Here is an 18956-nt window from a genome sequence, read left to right as displayed (position 1 = left end):
TGTAAAAACACACGGCCTGTTGTTGCACTGGGGTCTTTCTGGTATAAAGCAGCGCTCTTTTCTAGGGGCCCGGTTCCTTCGCTAGTAGGTGTAGCCGGTAAGACCCTAAAGAAACGCGGCGCCTGGCGCCAAATGACTGAGAGATTAAGCGGCCAACCCATGCCGGGTTGGGCATGTGGTTTTAGAGGGCTGAGGCATGTCGAGAGTCTGTCAAGTTACCGGTAAGGGTCCGGTGACTGGGAATAACATTTCCCACGCAAACAACAAAACCCGTCGTCGTTTCCTGCCAAACCTGCAGCATCATCGCTTTTGGGTTGAAGAAGAGAAACGTTTTGTCCGTCTGCGCGTATCTGCCAAAGGCATGCGTGTTATCGACAAGCGTGGCATCACTGTCGTGCTGGCCGAACTGCGCCGCGACGGCAAAATCTAAGGAGCTAAATCATGCGTGAATTGATTCGAATGATCTCTAGCGCCGGTACTGGTCACTTCTACACTACCGACAAGAACAAGCGTACTACCCCGGACAAGCTCGAAAAGAAAATGTTCGACCCGCGCGTTCGCAAGCACGTGATCTACAAAGAAGGCAAAATCAAGTAATTGGTTTTCTTTCTTGTGAAAAAAAGCCCGTATCTCACGATGCGGGCTTTTTTTTGTGCCTGAAGAATTGATCAGGCCTTTTCTTCGAACACCACGTAGATTTTGCGGCACGGTTCCAGCACTTCCCAGGTGCCGCTGAAACCCGCCGGAATGACGAAGCGGTCACCGGCGCGCAAGGTCTTGGCGTTGCCATCGGCGTCGCGCAATACAGAGACGCCCTGCACGATCTCGCAGTATTCATGCTCGGTGTAGTTGACCTTCCACTGCCCGACTTCACCTTCCCAGACCCCGGCGCTCATCTGGCCGCATGGACTGTTGTAATGGTTGTAGACGGTTTGCTCAGGGTCACCCTTGAGGATTTTCTCCGCGGCCGGACGGTAGCGGTCAGGCTCGGTCCTGGCCTGGCTGAAGTCGACGATATTCTGGATGTTCATGGGCGTGTCCCGTCTGGCCTGCGGTTGGAGAGCTCAAAGTCTATGTTTATTAAAATGAACATCGCAAGGGCGTTTGCTGCCGTTATGTCAAATATATTGAAACATCCATCGCCGCTGGTTTAGGGTGGCAGCTGCCTTGAGCCGAACAGCTGGCTGGCCGGGCAAGCATTCTTCGAAGGTGCCTGGGTACATTGCCCGGCCCTTGTATTCAATAAGAGGAGGACACTCGCATGACCACCCTGACCCGTGCCGACTGGGAACAACGCGCCAAGGATCTGAAGATCGAAGGCCGCGCCTACATCAATGGCGAATACACCGCCGCGGTTTCCGGCAACACGTTCGAATGTCTCAGCCCGGTCGATGGCCGTCTGCTGGCCACCGTTGCCAGCTGTGACGTAGCCGACGCCCAGCGCGCTGTTGAAAACGCCCGCGCCACCTTCAATTCCGGTGCATGGTCACGCCTGGCGCCCGCAAAGCGCAAAGCCACCATGATCCGTTTCGCCAGCTTGCTCAAGGCCAACGCCGAAGAGCTGGCACTGCTTGAAACCCTGGACATGGGTAAACCGATCAGTGACTCCCTGAACATCGACGTTCCAGGCGCGGCGCAAGCCCTGAGCTGGAGCGGTGAGGCCATCGACAAGATCTACGATGAAGTCGCTGCCACGCCCCACGACCAACTGGGCCTGGTGACCCGCGAGCCAGTGGGCGTTGTCGCGGCCATCGTGCCGTGGAACTTCCCGCTGATGATGGCCTGCTGGAAACTTGGGCCGGCGCTGTCCACCGGTAACTCGGTGATCCTCAAGCCGTCTGAAAAGTCGCCACTGACTGCCATCCGCATCGCCGAGCTGGCGGTTGAAGCCGGCATCCCGAAAGGCGTGTTCAACGTTCTGCCGGGCTATGGCCACACCGTGGGTAACGCCCTGGCGCTGCACATGGACGTCGACACCCTGGTGTTCACCGGTTCGACCAAGATCGCCAAGCAACTGCTGATTCGTTCCGGTGAGTCGAACATGAAGCGCGTCTGGCTGGAAGCTGGCGGCAAGAGCCCGAACATCGTGTTCGCCGATGCTCCGGACCTGCAAGCCGCTGCCGAATCCGCCGCCGGCGCCATCGCCTTCAACCAGGGCGAAGTGTGCACCGCCGGTTCGCGCCTGCTGGTGGAACGTTCCATCAAGGATAAATTCCTGCCGCTGGTGATCGAGGCCCTCAAGGCCTGGAAGCCGGGCAACCCGCTGGACCCGGCCACCACGGTTGGCGCGCTGGTGGATACCCAGCAGATGAACACCGTGCTGTCGTACATCGAAGCCGGGCATGCCGATGGCGCCAAGCTGGTGGCCGGCGGCAAGCGCACGCTGCAGGAAAGCGGTGGCACCTATGTCGAGCCAACGATCTTCGACGGCGTGACCAACGCCATGAAGATCGCCCAGGAAGAAATCTTCGGCCCCGTGCTGTCGGTGATTGCCTTCGACAGCGTGGAAGAAGCCATCGCGATCGCCAACGACACCCAATACGGCCTGGCCGCTGCGGTGTGGACGTCGAACATCTCCAAGGCGCACCTGACTGCCAAGGCACTGCGTGCCGGTAGCGTGTGGGTCAACCAGTACGATGGCGGCGACATGACTGCACCGTTCGGTGGTTTCAAGCAGTCGGGTAACGGCCGCGACAAATCGCTGCACGCGTTCGACAAGTACACCGAGCTGAAGGCGACCTGGATCAAGTTGTAAGTAATCCCGGCGACTCCCTGTAGGAGCGAGCTTGCTCGCGAAGGACTTGAACGATGACGCGGGCATTCTGAATGCACGCGGTACTCTCAAGTTTTTCGCGAGCAAGCTCGCTCCTACAGTTCGTTTGCGGCCCTGAAAAATAATGATCCACAGGAGCGTGGAAATGCGTTGGGCGACCTATTTCGCCGTGTTGGCGTCGGTCTTGAGCGTGGGCCTGGCCTTGGGCGTGAGCATGCCGCTGGTGTCCCTGCGCCTGGAAAGCTGGGGCTACGGCAGCTTCGCCATCGGCGTCATGGCGGCGATGCCGGCCTTCGGTGTGCTGCTCGGTGCCAAGGTCTCCAGCGGCCTGGCTTCGCGCCTGGGCACGGCAAACCTGATGCGCCTGTGCCTGTGGGCCGGGGCGATTTCCATCGGTTTGCTGGCGGTATTGCCCAGCTACCCGGTGTGGCTGGTGCTGCGGCTGATGATCGGGGTGATCCTGACCATCGTGTTTATCCTCGGCGAAAGCTGGATCAACCAACTGGTAATCGAGCGCTGGCGCGGCCGTCTGGTGGCGCTGTATGGCTGCAGCTATGCGTTGAGCCAACTGTCAGGCCCGTTGCTGCTGGGCGCGCTGGGTACGGATAACGACATTGGCTTCTGGGTGGGCGTTGGTCTGCTGACGTTCTCGCCGATCCTGCTGCTGGGCCGTTCCGGTGCGCCGACTGCCGAGTCCTTCAGCGTGACCTTCGGCGACTTGCTGCGCTTCTGCCAGGGCTTGCCGGCGATTGCCTGGGCGGTGGCGTTATTCGCCGCGTTCGAGGCGATGATTCTTACGCTGTTGCCGGTGTACTGCCTGCAACAGGGTTTCACCGCCGAGATTGCCTTGGCGATGGTCAGCACCGTGGTGGTCGGTGATGCGTTGCTGCAACTGCCGATTGGTGCGCTGGCGGACTACCTGCCTCGGCGCACGCTGTTTCTCGGCTGCGCGCTGATGCTGCTGGCGACGAGCCTGGCGATTCCGCTGTTGCTCGATACGCTGATGATCTGGCCGGTGTGGGTGCTGTTCGGGGCCAGCGCCGGCGGGTTGTTCACCTTGTCGCTGATCCTGATTGGCGAGCGCTACCGTGACGACGCTTTGGTGCGTGCTAATGCGCATATCGCGCAGCTGTGGGGCATTGGCTGCCTGATCGGGCCACTGGTGGCCGGTGCCGGCAGCCAGTGGGTCAGCGGGCATGCGTTGCCGCTGCTGATGGCGGCGGGGGCGCTGGGATTGGTAATTCTGCTGCTTCGCCAAGGTGCATTCGGCGCGAAACAGCCCGTGTAGGAGCAAGCTTGCTCGCGATGGTCGTCAACGATAACGTTTGCTGCCTGAAAGAACGCGGTGTTCTCGGGTTTTTCGCGAGCAAGCTTGCTCCTACAACATGCGCTCCAGGCCGACGCTGGTAGCAAACCAGGCATTGAAGCGGCGCCACCAACTGCCGGGTTCACGGGTCAGGGTGTGCAACTGACCGTTGTCTTCGGTCACCCACACCACCTGGCCGTCCTGCAGTTTCGCCTGATAGCTCAACGGGGGCGCCATGCCCTCCAGTGCCAGGTTGCGCACGTGCTCCGCCAGCTCGGGGCTGTCCACCAGTACCCCGACTTCGGTGTTCCACAACACCGAGCGCGGGTCGAAGTTGAATGAGCCGATGAAGGATTTCTCCCGGTCAAAGATGATCGCCTTGCTGTGCAGGCTGGAATCCGAGCCATGGAAGCTGCCTTTGCGGAACAGATGAGGGCCGCTGCCGCCACCGTCTCCCGGCTGGCGGCGCAATTCGTACAGTTTTACTCCGTGTTCCAGCAACGCCTTGCGATAGGGCGCATAACCACCGTGCACGGCCGGCACGTCGGTAGCTTCCAGGGAGTTGGTCAGCAGACTCACCGATACCCCGGCGTCCGCGCGCCCGGTCAGGTACACCAGCCCGGGCTGCCCGGGCACGAAGTAAGCCGAAATCATCATCAGCTCATGGCTGACACCTTCCAGCTCCGGCGCCAATTGGGTGGTCAGGAGCAGTCGCGGATCCGGATCGGCCTTGGCCAGTACCTTGCTCGGCGCATCCCACAGCGCCTGGTTCCAGGCCCAGATCAGCTCGCGGCGCCAGATGTCCATGCGCGGCTGAGTCTTGTAAGTGCGCAGGCGGTTGTACAGCGCATGATTTTGCTGGCGCGATTCGGCGAGGGATTCCTCGAGGCGTACGCGGGCACTGGCCAGGTCGCCTTTGGTGGCGCTGCTGACGAAGTCACCGATGGGTTTGCTCAGGGCGCTGTTCCAGTACTGATCGAAACTGTGGCCCAGTTGCTCGGCCACCGGCCCCACGCTGAGCATGTCGATATCGGTGAAGTTGAGGTTGGGTTCGGCGTCGAAATACTCATCCCCCAGGTTGCGCCCGCCGACGATGGCGACGCTGTTGTCCGCCAGCCACAGCTTGTTATGCATGCGCCGATGTTGCAGCGACAGGTCGAACAGCCGTGCCATGGCCCGGGTGACGCCGGTGCTGCGGCCCAGGTGCAGGGGGTTGAACAGGCGAATCTGGATCTGCGGGTGGGCGGCGAGGGTGGCGATGATCTGGTCCAGGCCGTCGCTGGTGGTGTCGTCCAGCAGGATACGCACGCGCACCCCACGGTCGGCAGCCTTGAGCAATTCATCCACCAGCATTCGCGTACTGATGCCGTCGTGGACGATGTAGTACTGCAAGTCGAGGCTGGTCTGGGCGTTGCGGATCAGTTCGGCACGGGCCATGAAGGCTTCGCTGCTGTTGGGCAGCAGGCGGAACCCGGAGCGGCCTTTGTACGGTGCGGCCTGGGCCTGGATCGAGCGGCCGAAGGACGACTCGTTGGCCGGCAGCGCCTCGCTGGGCGTGCGTGGCGCGTCGATGGTGGCGCAGCCGCCCAGGGCCAGGATGCCCAGCAGGAAAAACGGTAATAGCCGTTGGGTCATCAATGACGTGGGTTCCGAATCAGGGCGGTTGTCGGCATATGACGGCTATTTCCCGAGAAAGGTCAGTCCGCGGCTTCGGCCAGCAACTTGATGGCCGTTGCGCCGACCTTGCGCACGGCCTCTTCAATCTGCGGCGTTGGTTTGGCAGCGTAGTTCATGCGCAGGCAATTCCTGTACTTGCCGGAGGCGGAAAAGATACTTCCCACAGCAATCTGTACACCTTCATCCAACAACAACCGGTTGAGCTTCAGGGTGTCGAAGCCTTCCGGTAATTCCACCCACAGCATGAAACTGCCCTGTGGACGGCTGGCGCGGGTGCCGGCCGGGAAGTAACGGCTGACCCAATCGAGCATCAGGTCGCGATTACGCTGGTATTGCGTGCGCATCCGCCGCAAATGCGGTTCGAAATGCCCGTCTTTCAGGAATTCGGCAATCGCAATCTGCGGCTGGGTCGCGGTGGAGCCGGTGCTGATATATTTCATGTGCAGCACGCGCTCCAGGTACCGACCGGGTGCTACCCAGCCGATCCGCAGGCCCGGCGCCAGGGTCTTCGAGAAGGAGCTGCACAGGACGACGCGGCCATCTTCGTCGAAGGACTTGATGGTGCGTGGGCGCGGGTAGCTGTAGGCCAGTTCGCCATACACATCGTCTTCGATGATTGCCACGTCAAAGCGCTGGGCCAGGGTCAGCAGCGCGCGTTTGCGCGACTCCGGCATGATGTAGCCCAGCGGGTTGTTGCAGTTGGGGGTCAGCTGTATGACTTTGATCGGCCACTGTTCCAGCGCCAGCTCCAGCGCATCCAGGCTGATACCGGTGAGCGGGTCGGTGGGGATTTCCAGGGCTTTCATGCCCAGGCCTTTGAGGGTCTGCATGGCGCCGTGGAAGCTTGGCGAGTCGACGGCAACGATGTCGCCCGGCTCGCAGATGGCGTGGATACTGGCGGACAGCGCTTCGTGGCAACCGGTGGTGATCACCAGGTCCTGGGGCGTCAGTTGGCAGCCTGAATCGAGCATCAGGCGCGCGATCTGTTCGCGCAGCTCCAGGTTGCCGTGGATGGTGTCGTAATACAGTCCCGGCATGTCCTGGCGCCGACTGATCCGGGCGAGGCTGCGCAGCAGCGGTTTCATGGTCGGAGACAATACATCCGGCATGCCACGACCCAACTGTATGGTGTCTTTGCGTGGCACCGCGCGGATCAGTTCCAGCACCTGGTCCCATTGGGAAATCTCCACCGGGCGCTGGGCCGGGCGGCCTACTGCCGGCAGTGCCGGTAAGTCGCGGCCTGCCGGTACGAAGTAGCCGGATTTGGGTTTGGGCATCGCCAGGCCGTTGTCTTCCAGCATCCGGTAGGCCTGCTGTACGGTGCTCAGGCTCACCCCGTGCTCCACGCTCAAGGCCCGCACCGACGGCAATCGATCGCCCGGACGATAAAAGCCCTGCTCGATTCGCGTGCCCAACAGTTCGGCGAGGTTGACGTATAGGGTCATGGCGATGCTTCCCGGTTACCAGTACAGATAGGCTGAAAATACAGGATTCAGCCACCAATAGGCAGTATCTGTATGGATTTAATACTGTGCGTTTGAATCTGTCATGGTTTCGCCCGCCGGCTCATCCTACCTACTCATGGCAATACGCAAATGAGGGGCAGGAAAATGAGTGGTTTGAGCGATGTGCGGTTGGCGTTACACAGTCAGGAACTGGAAGCCGGGCAGGAGTGGCGCATGGCGGCGCGTCACAAGGCCCCGGCACTCCGCTCTTGGGCGTTGTTCTGGCACCGCATGCACACGCGCAAGACCTTGCTGGAACTGACCCCGGAGCAACTGCGTGACGTGGGCCTGAGTGTCGAACAGGCGCGCCAGGAAGGTTTGAAACCCTTCTGGCGTGGTTGATTCAGACCAGTTCTTTCAACCGGTGCCAGAGCATTCCCAGGGCCAGCAGCGGCGAGCGCAAATGCTTGCCGCCCGGGAAGGTGATGTGCGGCACCTTGGCAAACAGATCAAAACGCCCGCTTTGCTGGCCGCTGATGGCTTCGCCCAGCAGTTTGCCCGCCAGGTGGGTGGCATTGAGGCCGTGGCCGGCATAGGCCTGGGCGAAATACACGTTGGGTTGGTCGGCCAGCCGGCCAATCTGCGGCAGGCGGTTGGCGCCGATGCCGATCATGCCGCCCCACTGGTAATCGATTTTTACGTTGGCCAACTGCGGGAACACCTGAAGCATCTTGGGGCGCATGTAGGCGCCGATGTCCTGTGGATCGCGTCCGGAATAATGGCAGGCACCCCCGAACAGCAAGCGTCGGTCGGCGGACAAGCGGAAGTAGTCCACTGTCACTCGCTGATCACACACCGCCATGTTCTGCGGCAGCAGCTCGGCCGCCTGGGCTTCGCTCAACGGCTCGGTGGCGATGATGTAGCTGCCGGCGGGCAGCACCTTGCCGCTCAGGTGCGGGTTAAGGCCGTTCAAATAAGCATTGCAGCCCAGCACCAGGGTCTTGGCGCGCACGTTGCCCAGGGCGGTGTGAACGTTGACCTCCAGGCCGTAATCGATCCGCACCGCCTCGGAATGCTCGAACAACTGGACGCCCAACTGCTGGGCAGCTGCTGCCTCGCCGAGGGCCAGGTTCAGCGGGTGCAGGTGGCCGGAGCCCATGTCGATCATGCCGCCAACATAGCGGTTGGAGCCGATCACACTGCGCATCTCACCCGCTTGCAGCAGACGCACTTCATGGCGATAGCCAAGGCCTTGCAGCTCTTCGGCGTCGGCGGCCAGGTGTTCCAGGTCGCGGGGTTTGTTGGCCAGGTCGCAGTAACCCCAGGTCAGGTCGCAGGCGATCTGCGAACGCTCAACCCGCTGGCGCACGATTTCCACGGCTTCCAGGCCCATCAGTTTCATCTGGCGCACGCCCTCGGCGCCGATGACGTTGGTGAACTGGTCCAGTCCATGGCCGACGCCACGAATCAGCTGCCCGCCATTGCGCCCGCTGGCGCCCCAGGCGATCTTGCGGGCTTCCAGCAACACCACGCTGAAACCACGCTCAGCCAGTTCCAGGGCGGTGTTAAGCCCCGAAAAGCCGCCGCCGACCACGCACACATCGGCCACGACTTCACCTGTCAGCACTGGATAATCAGGCTGCGGGAAACTGCTGGCGGCGTAGTAGGAATTGGCGTGCCGGGCGCTGGCGGTCATGGGGAGCATCCCTGTTTGGAAAATTTGACGCAGGATACAGCGGTCGGGCGAAGCTGTCTCACCGGGGGCTTTTAGGGCAGAATCCACGCCTATTCGCCGTTCGGTCCCTATGTCGATGAGTTGCAACAGTCAGAAAGTCAACGCGCTGCGCCGGCAGATTCCCTCGTTCGAGTGCGTCCCGGGTTGCCACGACTGCTGTGGGCCGGTAACCACGTCCACCGAGGAAATGTCGCGCCTGCCGCGCAAGACCGCTGCCGAGCAGGAAGCGGCGATGGACGAGCTCAACTGCGTGCACCTGGGCCCCAATGGCTGCACCGTGTACGACGAGCGCCCGCTGATTTGCCGGCTGTTCGGCACCACGCCGACCTTGCCATGCCCCAACGACCGCCGCCCGGTGGAGTTGATCCACCCACGGGTGGAAAAGCAGATTCACGCGTACATGGCGAGCACGCGGCAAGTGCTGGTCTAGTCCTCAGTCCGGGATCGGCAGGTTCAAACTCTCCTTCACCTCTTCCATCACTATATAGCTCTTGGATTCCCGTACGTGGGGCAGCTTGAGCAGGATATCGCCGAGCAATTTGCGGTAGGACGCCATCTCCGAGATGCGCGCCTTCACCAGGTAGTCGAAGTCCCCTGACACCAGATGGCACTCCAGCACGTGGGGCAGTTTCAGCACGGCGCGTCGGAATTCTTCAAAGGTGTCGCCGGACTTGTAGTCGAGGCTGATCTCGACAAACACCAGCAGGCTGCCCTTCAAATGCTGCGGATTGAGCCGGGCGTTGTAGCCCATGATGATCCCTTCGCGCTCCAGGCGCCGGACCCGCTCGGTGCACGGTGTGGTCGACAGGCCGACCTTTTCCCCCAGCTCAGTAAACGAAATTCGCCCGTCGGCCTGCAGGATGCGCAGGATGTTACGGTCGATCTTGTCCAGCTCCCGCTTGGTCTGAGTGTTGGTCCGCATAGGGGATGCTCCTCCGTGAAAAGGGTTTTTGCCGAGAATTGTCGCCAAATATAGGCAGTTATATAGTGAAATGCACTGGTGATTGCTTTTTATACTGCCCACATCTTTGTGCTGAACAACAAACGTCAGCGGTCTAGCCGTGATGAGGGAATAAAAATGCGCGTTCTGGTCTTGGGTAGCGGTGTCATTGGCGTGGCCAGTGCCTACTATTTGGCACGAGCTGGTTTTGAAGTGGTCGTGGTCGACCGTCAGCCGGCTGTGGCCATGGAGACCAGTTTCGCCAACGCCGGGCAAATCTCGCCGGGCTACGCCTCGCCATGGGCTGCACCAGGTGTGCCGCTCAAGGCCATCAAATGGCTGCTGGAGCGCCACGCACCCCTCGCGATCAAGGCCACCGCCGATATTGATCAGTACCTGTGGATGGCGCAGATGCTGCGCAACTGTACCGCCAGCCGCTATGCGGTGAACAAGGAGCGCATGGTGCGCCTGTCTGAGTACAGCCGCGACTGCATCGATGAGCTGCGCGCCGAGACGGGCATTGCCTACGAAGGCCGCACCTTGGGGACCACGCAGTTGTTCCGTACCCAGGCCCAGCTGGACGGTGCCGCCAAGGACATCGCCGTGTTGAAAGAGTCTGGCGTGCCTTACGAGCTGCTGGACCGCGCCGGCATTGCCCGCGTCGAGCCGGCCCTGGCCAGCGTTACGGATATCCTCGCCGGTGCCCTGCGCCTGCCGAACGACCAGACCGGCGACTGCCAGATGTTTACCACCCGCCTTGCCGACATGTGCAAGCAACTGGGTGTCGAATTCCGCTTCGAGCAAGATATCCAGCGCCTGGACTACGCCGGTGACCGGATCAACGGCGTATGGATCGACGGCAAGCTGGAAACCGCCGATCGCTACGTGCTGGCTCTCGGCAGCTACTCGCCGAAACTGCTCAAGCCACTGGGGATCAAGGCGCCGGTGTACCCGCTCAAGGGTTACTCGATGACCGTGCCGATCACCAACGCGGCGATGGCCCCGACTTCGACCATTCTCGACGAGACCTACAAGGTCGCGATCACCCGTTTCGACAACCGCATCCGCGTCGGTGGCATGGCTGAGATAGCCGGTTTTGACCTGTCGCTGAACCCTCGCCGGCGGGAAACCCTGGAGATGATCGTCAACGACCTTTATCCTCAGGGCGGTGATTTGAGCCAGGCCAGTTTCTGGACCGGCCTGCGCCCGACCACCCCGGACGGCACGCCGATCGTGGGTGCAACCCCGTTCAAGAACCTGTTCCTGAACACCGGCCACGGCACCCTCGGCTGGACCATGGCCTGTGGCTCTGGTCGTTTGCTGGCCGATTTGATGGCGCAGAAAACCCCGCAAATCAGTGCCGAAGGCCTCGATATTTCCCGTTATGGCAACCACCAGGAGTCCGCAAAACATGTCAATCCAGCGCCAGCTCATCAATGAGCGCATGAGCCAGATCGTTGTTCACAGCGGTACCGTGTATCTGGCAGGGCAGGTCGGCGACGACATGAGTGCCGGGATTGAACAGCAGACCCGCGAAACCCTCGTCAATATCGAGCGTTTGCTGGACCTGGCCGGTACCGACAAGACCAAGCTGCTGTCGGTGACCATCTACCTGAAAGACATCGACGCTGATTTCGCCGGGATGAACGCGGTATGGGACAAGTGGCTGCCAAAAGGCGTCGCGCCGGCCCGTGCCACGGTTGAAGCGAAACTCTGCGAACCGGAAATCCTGGTGGAGCTGTCGGTTGTGGCCGCTCTGCCTTAAGCAAAACTCCTCTCCCGGTGCCCGCGCAGTCAGTGGGTGCCGGTTTTTTCTTCTCACTGCCGCCTAGAAGCCCGCCGCCATGCGTCCTGCCCGTGCCCTGATCGACCTCCAAGCCCTGCGCCACAACTACCAACTGGCCCGTGAAGTCACGGGTGGGGCCAAGGCCCTCGCCGTGATCAAGGCTGATGCCTACGGCCACGGTGCCGTGCGCGTTGCCCAGGCGCTGGAAGCCGAGGCGGACGGCTTTGCCGTGGCCTGCATCGAGGAAGCGCTGGAACTGCGGGCCGCCGGGATTCGCGGGCCGGTGCTGTTGCTGGAAGGTTTTTTCGAAGCCGACGAGCTGCCGCTGATCATCGAGCATGATTTCTGGTGCGTGGTGCATTCGCTGTGGCAGCTGGATGCAATTGAACAGGCGCAGCTCAGCAAGCCGCTGACCGTGTGGCTCAAGCTTGATTCGGGCATGCACCGTGTCGGCTTGCACCCCAAGGATTATCACGACGCTTACCAGCGTCTGCTGGCCAGCGGCAAAGTCGCAAAGATCGTGCTGATGAGCCACTTCGCCCGTGCCGATGAGCTCGACAGCACCAGCAGCGAAGAGCAAGTGGCGGTATTTGAAGCTGCGCGCCAGGGCTTGTCGGCTCAGGTCAGCCTGCGCAACTCGCCGTCGGTGCTGGGCTGGCCGAACGTTTCCAGTGACTGGGTGCGCCCGGGCATCATGCTCTACGGCGCTACGCCATTTGGCGAAGACCAGGCCATCGCCGCGCGTTTGCAGCCGGTGATGACCCTGGAGTCGAAAGTCATCTGCGTACGTGAACTGCCGGCCGGCGAGCCGGTGGGTTACGGCGCCAGGTTCATCACCCCGAAACCGATGCGCGTCGGCGTGGTTGCCATGGGTTATGCCGACGGCTACCCGCGCCACGCCCCTACCGGCACGCCAGTGCTGGTGGCCGGTCAGCGCAGCCAACTACTGGGCCGTGTGTCGATGGACATGCTGTGTATTGACCTGACCGACGTGCCCCAGGCCGGGCTCGGTTCCACCGTCGAGTTGTGGGGCAAAAACATTCTCGCCAGTGACGTTGCCACCGCCGCCGACACCATTCCGTACCAGATCTTCTGCAACCTGCGCAGGGTGCCACGGCTCTATTCCGGCGCTTGAGCGGCACCCACGAATGGCAGATCCCGGGATTTAGGCCAAAGTGTTGTAAATACTGAACGCTGTCGCCATGATAACGCTCAATTACAACAACGCCTGAATCCTAGGAGGCTCCTGCATTGGACGTCGGCGAACGACTGCAATCCATCCGTAAACTGAAAGGTCTTTCCCAGCGTGAGCTAGCCAAACGCGCGGGCGTCACCAACAGCACCATTTCGATGATCGAAAAAAACAGTGTCAGCCCCTCCATCAGCTCCTTGCGCAAGGTGCTGGGCGGCATTCCCATGTCGATGGTGGAGTTCTTTTCCGAGGAGATCCTCCAGGAAAAACCGACCCAGATCGTCTATAAAGCCAATGAGCTGATTGATATCTCCGACGGCGCGGTCACCATGAAACTGGTGGGCCGCGCGCACCCGAGCCGGGCGATTGCGTTCCTCAACGAGATCTACCCGCCCGGTGCTGATACCGGCGAAGAGATGCTCACCCATGAGGGCGAGGAAACCGGGATTCTGGTGGAAGGCCGCCTGGAGCTTGTAGTCGGCCTTGAAACTTTTGTGCTCGAAGCCGGCGATAGCTACTACTTTGAAAGCACCAAGCCGCACCGTTTTCGTAATCCGTTCGAAGTGCCGGCGCGACTAATCAGCGCAGCCACACCCGCGAACTTTTAAGAAAAGAGGCGTCCTGCCTATGTCGCAGAGACTCCCGTAGCAGCATTCCGCCCTGCTGAATCTCCCCTTGGTTAATAGGGTTGTTTCGGCCGGGCGGGCTAACCGTTATACTTTCGCCGCCTGCGAAACCGTGGCCGCAGGCGTGAATAGCCACCATTGAGGGTGAACGCGTGAACCTAATTATGAAAATGCTGGCTGCACCAGCAACCGTACTGGCCCTATGGGCTGTCAGCGCTCAAGCTGCGACCAATGATGAAATTGCCAAACGCCTGGAGCCTGTCGGCCAGGTGTGCGTCCAGGGCCAAGAGTGCAAGGGGATGGAAGTAGCAGTGGCTGCGGGCGGCGGCGGCGGTGCTAAATCGCCGGATGACGTAATCGCCAAGCACTGCAACGCTTGCCACGGTACCGGCCTGTTGGGCGCACCGAAAATTGGCGACACCGCTGCCTGGAAAGACCGTGCGGATCACCAGGGTGGCCTCGACGGCCTGCTGGCGAAGGCCATCACCGGCCTGAACGCCATGCCGCCAAAAGGCACCTGTGCCGACTGCTCGGATGACGAGCTTAAAGGTGCGATCGAGAAGATGTCGGGTCTTAAATAAACCGATCTTCGCCAAAAAAGCCGCTGACCAGCGGCTTTTTTGTGCCTGAAATTTGCCTTTTGAGGCTGTTCTTTGCAGCAAAGACCCGGCAAGCTCGGTCCAACCCCAATTCATGGAATGTTCGGGAGAAGTCGGATGGTGCAGTTGTGTTCAATTGAGCAAGCGGTCGACGACGTACTAGCACGGCTGCCGGCGCATATTCACATGGGCATGCCCTTGGGCCTGGGCAAACCCAACCTGTTCGTCAACGCGCTGTACCGGCGTATCGCCAAGCTGCCGGACCGGGCGCTGACCATCTACACCGCCCTGGCCCTGGGTCGGCCCACCTTGGGCGATGGTTTGCAGAAGCGCTTCCTCGAACCCTTTATCGAACGGGTCTTCGGTGACTATCCCGAGCTGGATTTCCTCGCCGCCCTGCACAAGGACAATCTGCCGGCCAACATTCATGTGCAGCAGTTTTTCATGCAGCCCGGCAGTTTATTGCACAGCGCCTCGGCCCAGCAGGATTACGTCAGCAGCAACTACAGCCACGCCGCCCGCGACATCAATGCCGCCGGCCTGAACCTCGTCGCGCAACTGGTGGCCAGCAACGCCGAACATCCGGACCGCCTGAGCCTGAGCTGCAACCCCGACATCACCCTCGACCTGTTGCCGATGATCGCCAAGCGCCGCGAGGCCGGCGAGACCATTCTGGTGGTGGGCCAGGTTCACAGTGATTTGCCCTACATGCCCGGCGACGCCGAACTGGGCATGGACGAATTCGACTTCCTGATCGACGAGAAGGACAGCACTACGCTGTTCTCCACCCCGAACATGCCTGTAGGTTTCCAGGACCACTTTATCGGTTTGCACGCCAGCACCCTGGTGCGCGACGGTGGCACCTTGCAGATCGGCATCGGCTCCATGGGCGACGCGCTGACCGCCGCCTTGCTGGCGCGCCAGGCGGACAACGAGGCGTATCGCCTGTTGCTCACCGACCTGGATGTGTACCAATGGGCGCCGCTGATCAGCCATGAAGGCGGCGTCGCGCCCTTCGCCCGTGGCCTGTACGGTTGCAGCGAAATGTTCGTCAACGGCCTGCTGGTGCTGGCCGACGCCGGGATTGTGCGGCGCAAGGTGTACCCGGACGTGGCGACCCAGGAGCGGGCCAACGCCGGCACCCTGGACGAAGCAGCGCAGACCGACGGCATTTCGGTGCACGGCGGCTTCTTCCTCGGCCCGCAAAGTTTCTACGAGCGCCTGCGGGATTTGCCCCAGAGCAAGCGCCTGGAATTCAACATGACCCGCATCAGCTACATCAACGAGCTGTACGGCCAGGAAGAACTCAAGCGCTTGCAGCGCCTGGATGCGCGGTTTATCAACAGCGCGTTTACCGTGACCCTGTTGGGCGCGGGCGTGGCCGACCAGTTGGAAGACGGCCGGGTGCTCAGCGGTGTCGGCGGGCAATACAACTTTGTCGCCCAGGGCCATGCGCTGGAAGGCGCGCGCTCGATCCTTATCCTGCGCAGCTGGCGCGAATCGGGGGGTGATGTCAGCTCCAATATCGTCTGGGAATACGGCCACTGCACGATTCCCCGGCACCTGCGGGACATCGTCATCACCGAATACGGGATCGCGGATTTGCGTGGGCAGACGGATGCCAAGGTGATTGAGCGGCTGCTGAATATCACCGACTCACGATTCCAGGAAGACTTGATCGAACAGGCGCAGAAGGCTGGGAAGTTGCCGAAGGATTTCCAGCTGGATCCGCGGTTTGCCGACAATACGCCGGAGCGTTTGCAGGCGATTCAGGCGCGGCATCCCCGGTTGTTCCCGGAGTATCCGTTGGGCTGTGACTTCACCGATGAAGAGCGGGATTTGTTGCGGGCGTTGAACTGGCTCAAGAGCAAATTCAAGCTAACGGAGATTCTGGAACTGGGCAAGGCGGCGCTGGATGCACCGGAGCCGGAGGCGTTTCCCGAGCATTTGGTGCGGATGCGGCTGGATAAGCCGGAGGGGTTGAAAGAGGACTTGTATCAGCGGCTGCTGCTGGCAGGGCTTCGGGCGACGTCACTGTAGGAGCGAGCTTGCTCGCGAAAAACGTCCAGACAACGCGTTCATCCAGAATGCCAGCGTTATCGTTAACGTTCTTCGCGAGCAAGCTCGCTCCTACAGTATGTGGGTGTCGGTTACTCGATGAAGGTAACCACACCACCCGCCAACGACTGTACTCGCGCCAGCGACTCAACCCGATAACCCTGCGCATCCAGCTCTGCACGGCCACCCTGGAACGACTTCTCGATCACAATCCCCAAACCTGCAACGGTCGCGCCGGCTTGTTTGATGATCGAAATCAGCGCCTGGGACGCCTTACCGTTGGCCAGGAAGTCATCGATGATCAGCACGCGGTCGCTGCTGGTCAGGTGGCGCGGGGAAATCGCCACGGTGCTTTCGGTTTTCTTGGTGAAGGAATACACCGTCGCCGACAGCAGGTTTTCAGTCAGGGTCAGGGACTGTTGCTTGCGCGCGAAAATCACCGGTACGCCGAGGTTCAGGCCGGTCATGATCGCCGGCGCAATGCCCGAGGCTTCGATGGTGACGATCTTGGTAATGCCCGAATCCTTGAACAACGCAGCGAATTCGTCACCGATCAGTTTCATCAGCGCCGGGTCGATCTGGTGGTTCAGAAAGGCGTCGACCTTGAGTACCTGATCGGAAAGCACGATGCCTTCTTCGCGAATTTTCTTGTGCAGTGCTTCCACGAAAGCTTCCTCTGTTGGCGCAACACGCGCCGAAAGTAGATTAAAAAGTAGTCGATTCTAGCGCTTTAACATCGCGCGTATATCCGCCAGTGCGGTATTGCCGCGAACGGCTTTGACTTCGGTTGGTGTGTCGTCGTTGCCTTCCCACGCCAGGTCATCTGGCGGCAGCTCGTCGAGGAACCGGCTCGGTGCACAATCAATGATCTCGCCGTACTGCTTGCGTTTCGCGGCAAAGGTGAAGGCCAGGGTCTGACGCGCGCGGGTAATGCCCACGTAGGCCAGGCGCCGTTCTTCTTCGATGGTGTCGGCTTCGATACTGGAGCGGTGCGGGAGGATTTCCTCTTCCATGCCCATGATGAACACGTAGGGGAATTCCAGGCCCTTGGACGCATGCAAGGTCATCATCTGCACGCCTTCGGCGCCGTCTTCCTCTTCCTGCTGGCGTTCAAGCATGTCCCGCAGGACCAGCTTGCCGATGGCGTCCTCGACGGTCATCTCGCCTTCTTCGTCCTTCTCGAGGGTGTTTTTCAACGCCTCGATCAGGAACCACACGTTGCCCATGCGGTAATCGGCGGCCTTGTCGCTGGAGCTGTTGGTGCGCAGCCAGTTCTCGTAGTCGATGTCCATGACCATGCTGCGCAGGGCGCTGATCGGGTCTTCGCCGGCGCACTGCTCGCGCACCTTGTCCATGAAACGCTTGAAGCGCGCCAGGCGATCGGTGAAGCGGGTGTCGAGGTGTTCGCCCAGGCCGATTTCGTCGGTGGCGGCGTACATCGAGATCTTGCGTTCAGTGGCGTAGTTGCCGAGCTTTTCCAGGGTGGTCGAACCGATTTCCCGGCGTGGGACGTTGATCACCCGCAGGAAGGCGTTGTCGTCGTCCGGGTTCACGATCAGCCGGAAGTAGGCCATCAGGTCTTTCACTTCCTGGCGTCCGAAAAAGCTGTTGCCGCCCGACAGACGATAAGGAATCTGGTGGTGCTGCAGCTTCAGCTCGATCAGCTTGGCCTGGTAGTTGCCGCGGTACAGGATCGCAAAATCGCTGTAGGGCCGGTCGGTACGCAGGTGCAGGGTGAGCAGTTCGACGGCCACGCGTTCGGCTTCGGCGTCTTCGTTGCGGCAGCGGATCACGCGGATCTCGTCGCCGTGGCCCATCTCGCTCCACAGTTGTTTTTCAAACTCGTGGGGGTTGTTGGAGATCAGCACGTTGGCGCAACGCAGGATGCGGCTGGTGGAGCGGTAGTTCTGCTCCAGCATCACCACTTTCAGGGACGGGTAGTCGTCCTTGAGCAGCATCAGGTTTTCCGGGCGGGCGCCGCGCCAGGCGTAGATCGACTGGTCGTCGTCGCCCACCACGGTGAACTGGTTGCGCGTGCCGATCAGCAGCTTCACCAGCAGGTACTGGCTGGCGTTGGTGTCCTGGTATTCGTCCACCAGCAGGTAGCGGACCTTGTTCTGCCACTTTTCGAGGATGTCGGCGTGTTCCTGGAACAGCTTCACCGGCAGCAGGATCAGGTCGTCGAAGTCCACCGCGTTGAACGCCTTGAGCGTGCGCTGATAGTGGGTGTAGACGATGGCGGCGGTCTGTTCCTTGGGGTTGCGCGCATTTTCCAGGGCTTCGGCGGGCAGGATCAGGTCGTTTTTCCACGAGCCGATCATGTTCTTGATTTCGTCGACGCCGTCGTCGCCCGCGTATTCCTTTTGCATGATGTCGGTCATCAGCGCCTTGACGTCAGTCTCGTCAAAGATCGAGAAGCCCGGCTTGTAGCCCAACCGCACATGCTCCTTGCGGATGATGTTCAGCCCCAGGTTGTGGAAGGTACACACAGTGAGGCCACGGCCTTCGCCACCCTTGAGCAGGGTGCCGACGCGCTCTTTCATTTCCCGCGCCGCCTTGTTGGTAAAGGTCATGGCGACGATGTACTGGGCGCGGATGCCGCAGCTCTGGATCAGGTGCGCGATCTTGCGGGTGATCACGCTGGTCTTGCCGGAACCGGCACCGGCGAGCACCAATAGAGGGCCGCCGACGTAGTTCACGGCTTCTTGCTGCCGGGGATTGAGTCGGGACATACAGAATTCAGGGAGTCATTGATCAAAAGGGCGGGCATTTTAACAGGCTGGCAAGATTCTGCTGCCTCTGAACGACAGTGTGACGTA

At 60.9% G+C, this 18956-nt stretch carries 19 protein-coding genes; 12 read left to right on the top strand and 7 right to left on the bottom strand.

Translation table 11 applies throughout. The features are described 5' to 3' along the window. Nucleotides 1-196: 196 nt before the first annotated feature. The gene (rpmB, locus tag ACA046_RS31915; RefSeq protein ID WP_003213263.1) at nucleotides 197-430 is read left to right on the top strand and encodes a 50S ribosomal protein L28; all 234 of its coding nucleotides are present in this window, start codon (nucleotides 197-199) and stop codon (nucleotides 428-430) included. An 11-nt stretch (nucleotides 431-441) separates the two neighbouring features. Then, nucleotides 442-597 carry a 50S ribosomal protein L33 gene (gene rpmG, locus ACA046_RS31910; RefSeq protein WP_003176906.1) on the top strand — a complete coding sequence of 52 codons (156 nt, stop codon included), beginning with the start codon at nucleotides 442-444 and terminating at the stop codon, nucleotides 595-597. 71 nt (nucleotides 598-668) lie between these two features. On the opposite strand, the gene ACA046_RS31905 is transcribed toward rpmG, so the two are convergent. Further along, nucleotides 669-1031, bottom strand: coding sequence for a cupin domain-containing protein (locus ACA046_RS31905; protein WP_003213261.1), 363 nt, complete (start codon nucleotides 1029-1031; stop codon nucleotides 669-671). Nucleotides 1032-1261: 230 nt separating this feature from the next. Between ACA046_RS31905 and ACA046_RS31900 the strand changes: the two genes are divergently transcribed. Further along, nucleotides 1262-2755, top strand: coding sequence for an aldehyde dehydrogenase (locus tag ACA046_RS31900; protein ID WP_497675608.1), 1494 nt, complete (start codon nucleotides 1262-1264; stop codon nucleotides 2753-2755). A 163-nt stretch (nucleotides 2756-2918) separates the two neighbouring features. Beyond that, the gene (locus ACA046_RS31895) at nucleotides 2919-4061 is read left to right on the top strand and encodes an MFS transporter (RefSeq protein ID WP_497675607.1); all 1143 of its coding nucleotides are present in this window, start codon (nucleotides 2919-2921) and stop codon (nucleotides 4059-4061) included. A gap of 90 nt (nucleotides 4062-4151) precedes the next feature. Here ACA046_RS31895 and ACA046_RS31890 read toward each other — a convergent pair whose 3' ends face one another. Then, nucleotides 4152-5714, bottom strand: coding sequence for a phospholipase D family protein (locus ACA046_RS31890; protein WP_459024725.1), 1563 nt, complete (start codon nucleotides 5712-5714; stop codon nucleotides 4152-4154). Nucleotides 5715-5776: 62 nt separating this feature from the next. After that, nucleotides 5777-7201 (bottom strand): aminotransferase-like domain-containing protein, encoded by a 1425-nt coding sequence (locus ACA046_RS31885; protein ID WP_497675606.1) that lies wholly within the window; start codon nucleotides 7199-7201, stop codon nucleotides 5777-5779. A gap of 165 nt (nucleotides 7202-7366) precedes the next feature. Here ACA046_RS31885 and ACA046_RS31880 point away from each other — a divergent pair, with 165 nt between their 5' ends. After that, a complete protein-coding gene (locus tag ACA046_RS31880; protein WP_459024723.1) occupies nucleotides 7367-7603 on the top strand; it encodes a DUF1127 domain-containing protein in 237 nt (78 codons plus the stop codon). A gap of 1 nt (nucleotide 7604) precedes the next feature. On the opposite strand, the gene ACA046_RS31875 is transcribed toward ACA046_RS31880, so the two are convergent. Next, the gene (locus ACA046_RS31875; RefSeq protein WP_497675605.1) at nucleotides 7605-8897 is read right to left on the bottom strand and encodes an NAD(P)/FAD-dependent oxidoreductase; all 1293 of its coding nucleotides are present in this window, start codon (nucleotides 8895-8897) and stop codon (nucleotides 7605-7607) included. Between the two features lie 115 nt (nucleotides 8898-9012). Here ACA046_RS31875 and ACA046_RS31870 point away from each other — a divergent pair, with 115 nt between their 5' ends. Further along, complete coding sequence (locus ACA046_RS31870) at nucleotides 9013-9366, top strand: YkgJ family cysteine cluster protein (RefSeq protein WP_008439419.1); 354 nt, start codon at nucleotides 9013-9015, stop codon at nucleotides 9364-9366. A 3-nt stretch (nucleotides 9367-9369) separates the two neighbouring features. Here the strand turns inward: ACA046_RS31870 and ACA046_RS31865 are convergent, their stop codons facing one another. Next, entirely contained in the window at nucleotides 9370-9858 is a 489-nt protein-coding gene (locus tag ACA046_RS31865) for an Lrp/AsnC ligand binding domain-containing protein (protein ID WP_003206849.1), read from the bottom strand. 156 nt (nucleotides 9859-10014) lie between these two features. Between ACA046_RS31865 and dadA the strand changes: the two genes are divergently transcribed. The 6 genes from dadA to ACA046_RS31835 all read left to right on the top strand — a co-directional run bounded on the left by dadA (nucleotide 10015) and on the right by ACA046_RS31835 (nucleotide 16119). Beyond that, a complete protein-coding gene (gene dadA / locus ACA046_RS31860) occupies nucleotides 10015-11316 on the top strand; it encodes a D-amino acid dehydrogenase (protein WP_497675604.1) in 1302 nt (433 codons plus the stop codon). Beyond that, complete coding sequence (locus ACA046_RS31855) at nucleotides 11288-11641, top strand: RidA family protein (RefSeq protein ID WP_497675603.1); 354 nt, start codon at nucleotides 11288-11290, stop codon at nucleotides 11639-11641. Before dadA ends, ACA046_RS31855 begins: the two co-directional genes overlap by 29 nt. Before the next feature lie 79 nt (nucleotides 11642-11720). Continuing rightward, nucleotides 11721-12797, top strand: a complete 1077-nt coding sequence (gene alr, locus ACA046_RS31850) for an alanine racemase (protein ID WP_307521875.1) — start codon at nucleotides 11721-11723, stop codon at nucleotides 12795-12797. A 116-nt stretch (nucleotides 12798-12913) separates the two neighbouring features. After that, the gene (locus ACA046_RS31845) at nucleotides 12914-13462 is read left to right on the top strand and encodes a cupin domain-containing protein (RefSeq protein WP_003208755.1); all 549 of its coding nucleotides are present in this window, start codon (nucleotides 12914-12916) and stop codon (nucleotides 13460-13462) included. Between the two features lie 182 nt (nucleotides 13463-13644). Next, complete coding sequence (locus tag ACA046_RS31840) at nucleotides 13645-14061, top strand: c-type cytochrome (RefSeq protein WP_076013140.1); 417 nt, start codon at nucleotides 13645-13647, stop codon at nucleotides 14059-14061. A 135-nt stretch (nucleotides 14062-14196) separates the two neighbouring features. Beyond that, entirely contained in the window at nucleotides 14197-16119 is a 1923-nt protein-coding gene (locus ACA046_RS31835) for an acetyl-CoA hydrolase/transferase C-terminal domain-containing protein (protein ID WP_497675602.1), read from the top strand. Nucleotides 16120-16229: 110 nt separating this feature from the next. Here ACA046_RS31835 and ACA046_RS31830 read toward each other — a convergent pair whose 3' ends face one another. Continuing rightward, the gene (locus ACA046_RS31830) at nucleotides 16230-16802 is read right to left on the bottom strand and encodes a xanthine phosphoribosyltransferase (protein WP_008439415.1); all 573 of its coding nucleotides are present in this window, start codon (nucleotides 16800-16802) and stop codon (nucleotides 16230-16232) included. A 57-nt stretch (nucleotides 16803-16859) separates the two neighbouring features. After that, a complete protein-coding gene (rep, locus tag ACA046_RS31825) occupies nucleotides 16860-18869 on the bottom strand; it encodes a DNA helicase Rep (protein WP_431035740.1) in 2010 nt (669 codons plus the stop codon). Nucleotides 18870-18956 lie beyond the last annotated feature (87 nt).

It is taken from the genome of Pseudomonas sp. LBUM1641 (genome assembly GCF_059716235.1).
Note: the sequence above shows the minus strand (reverse complement) of the source record. Positions and strands in the feature narration are given on the sequence as shown.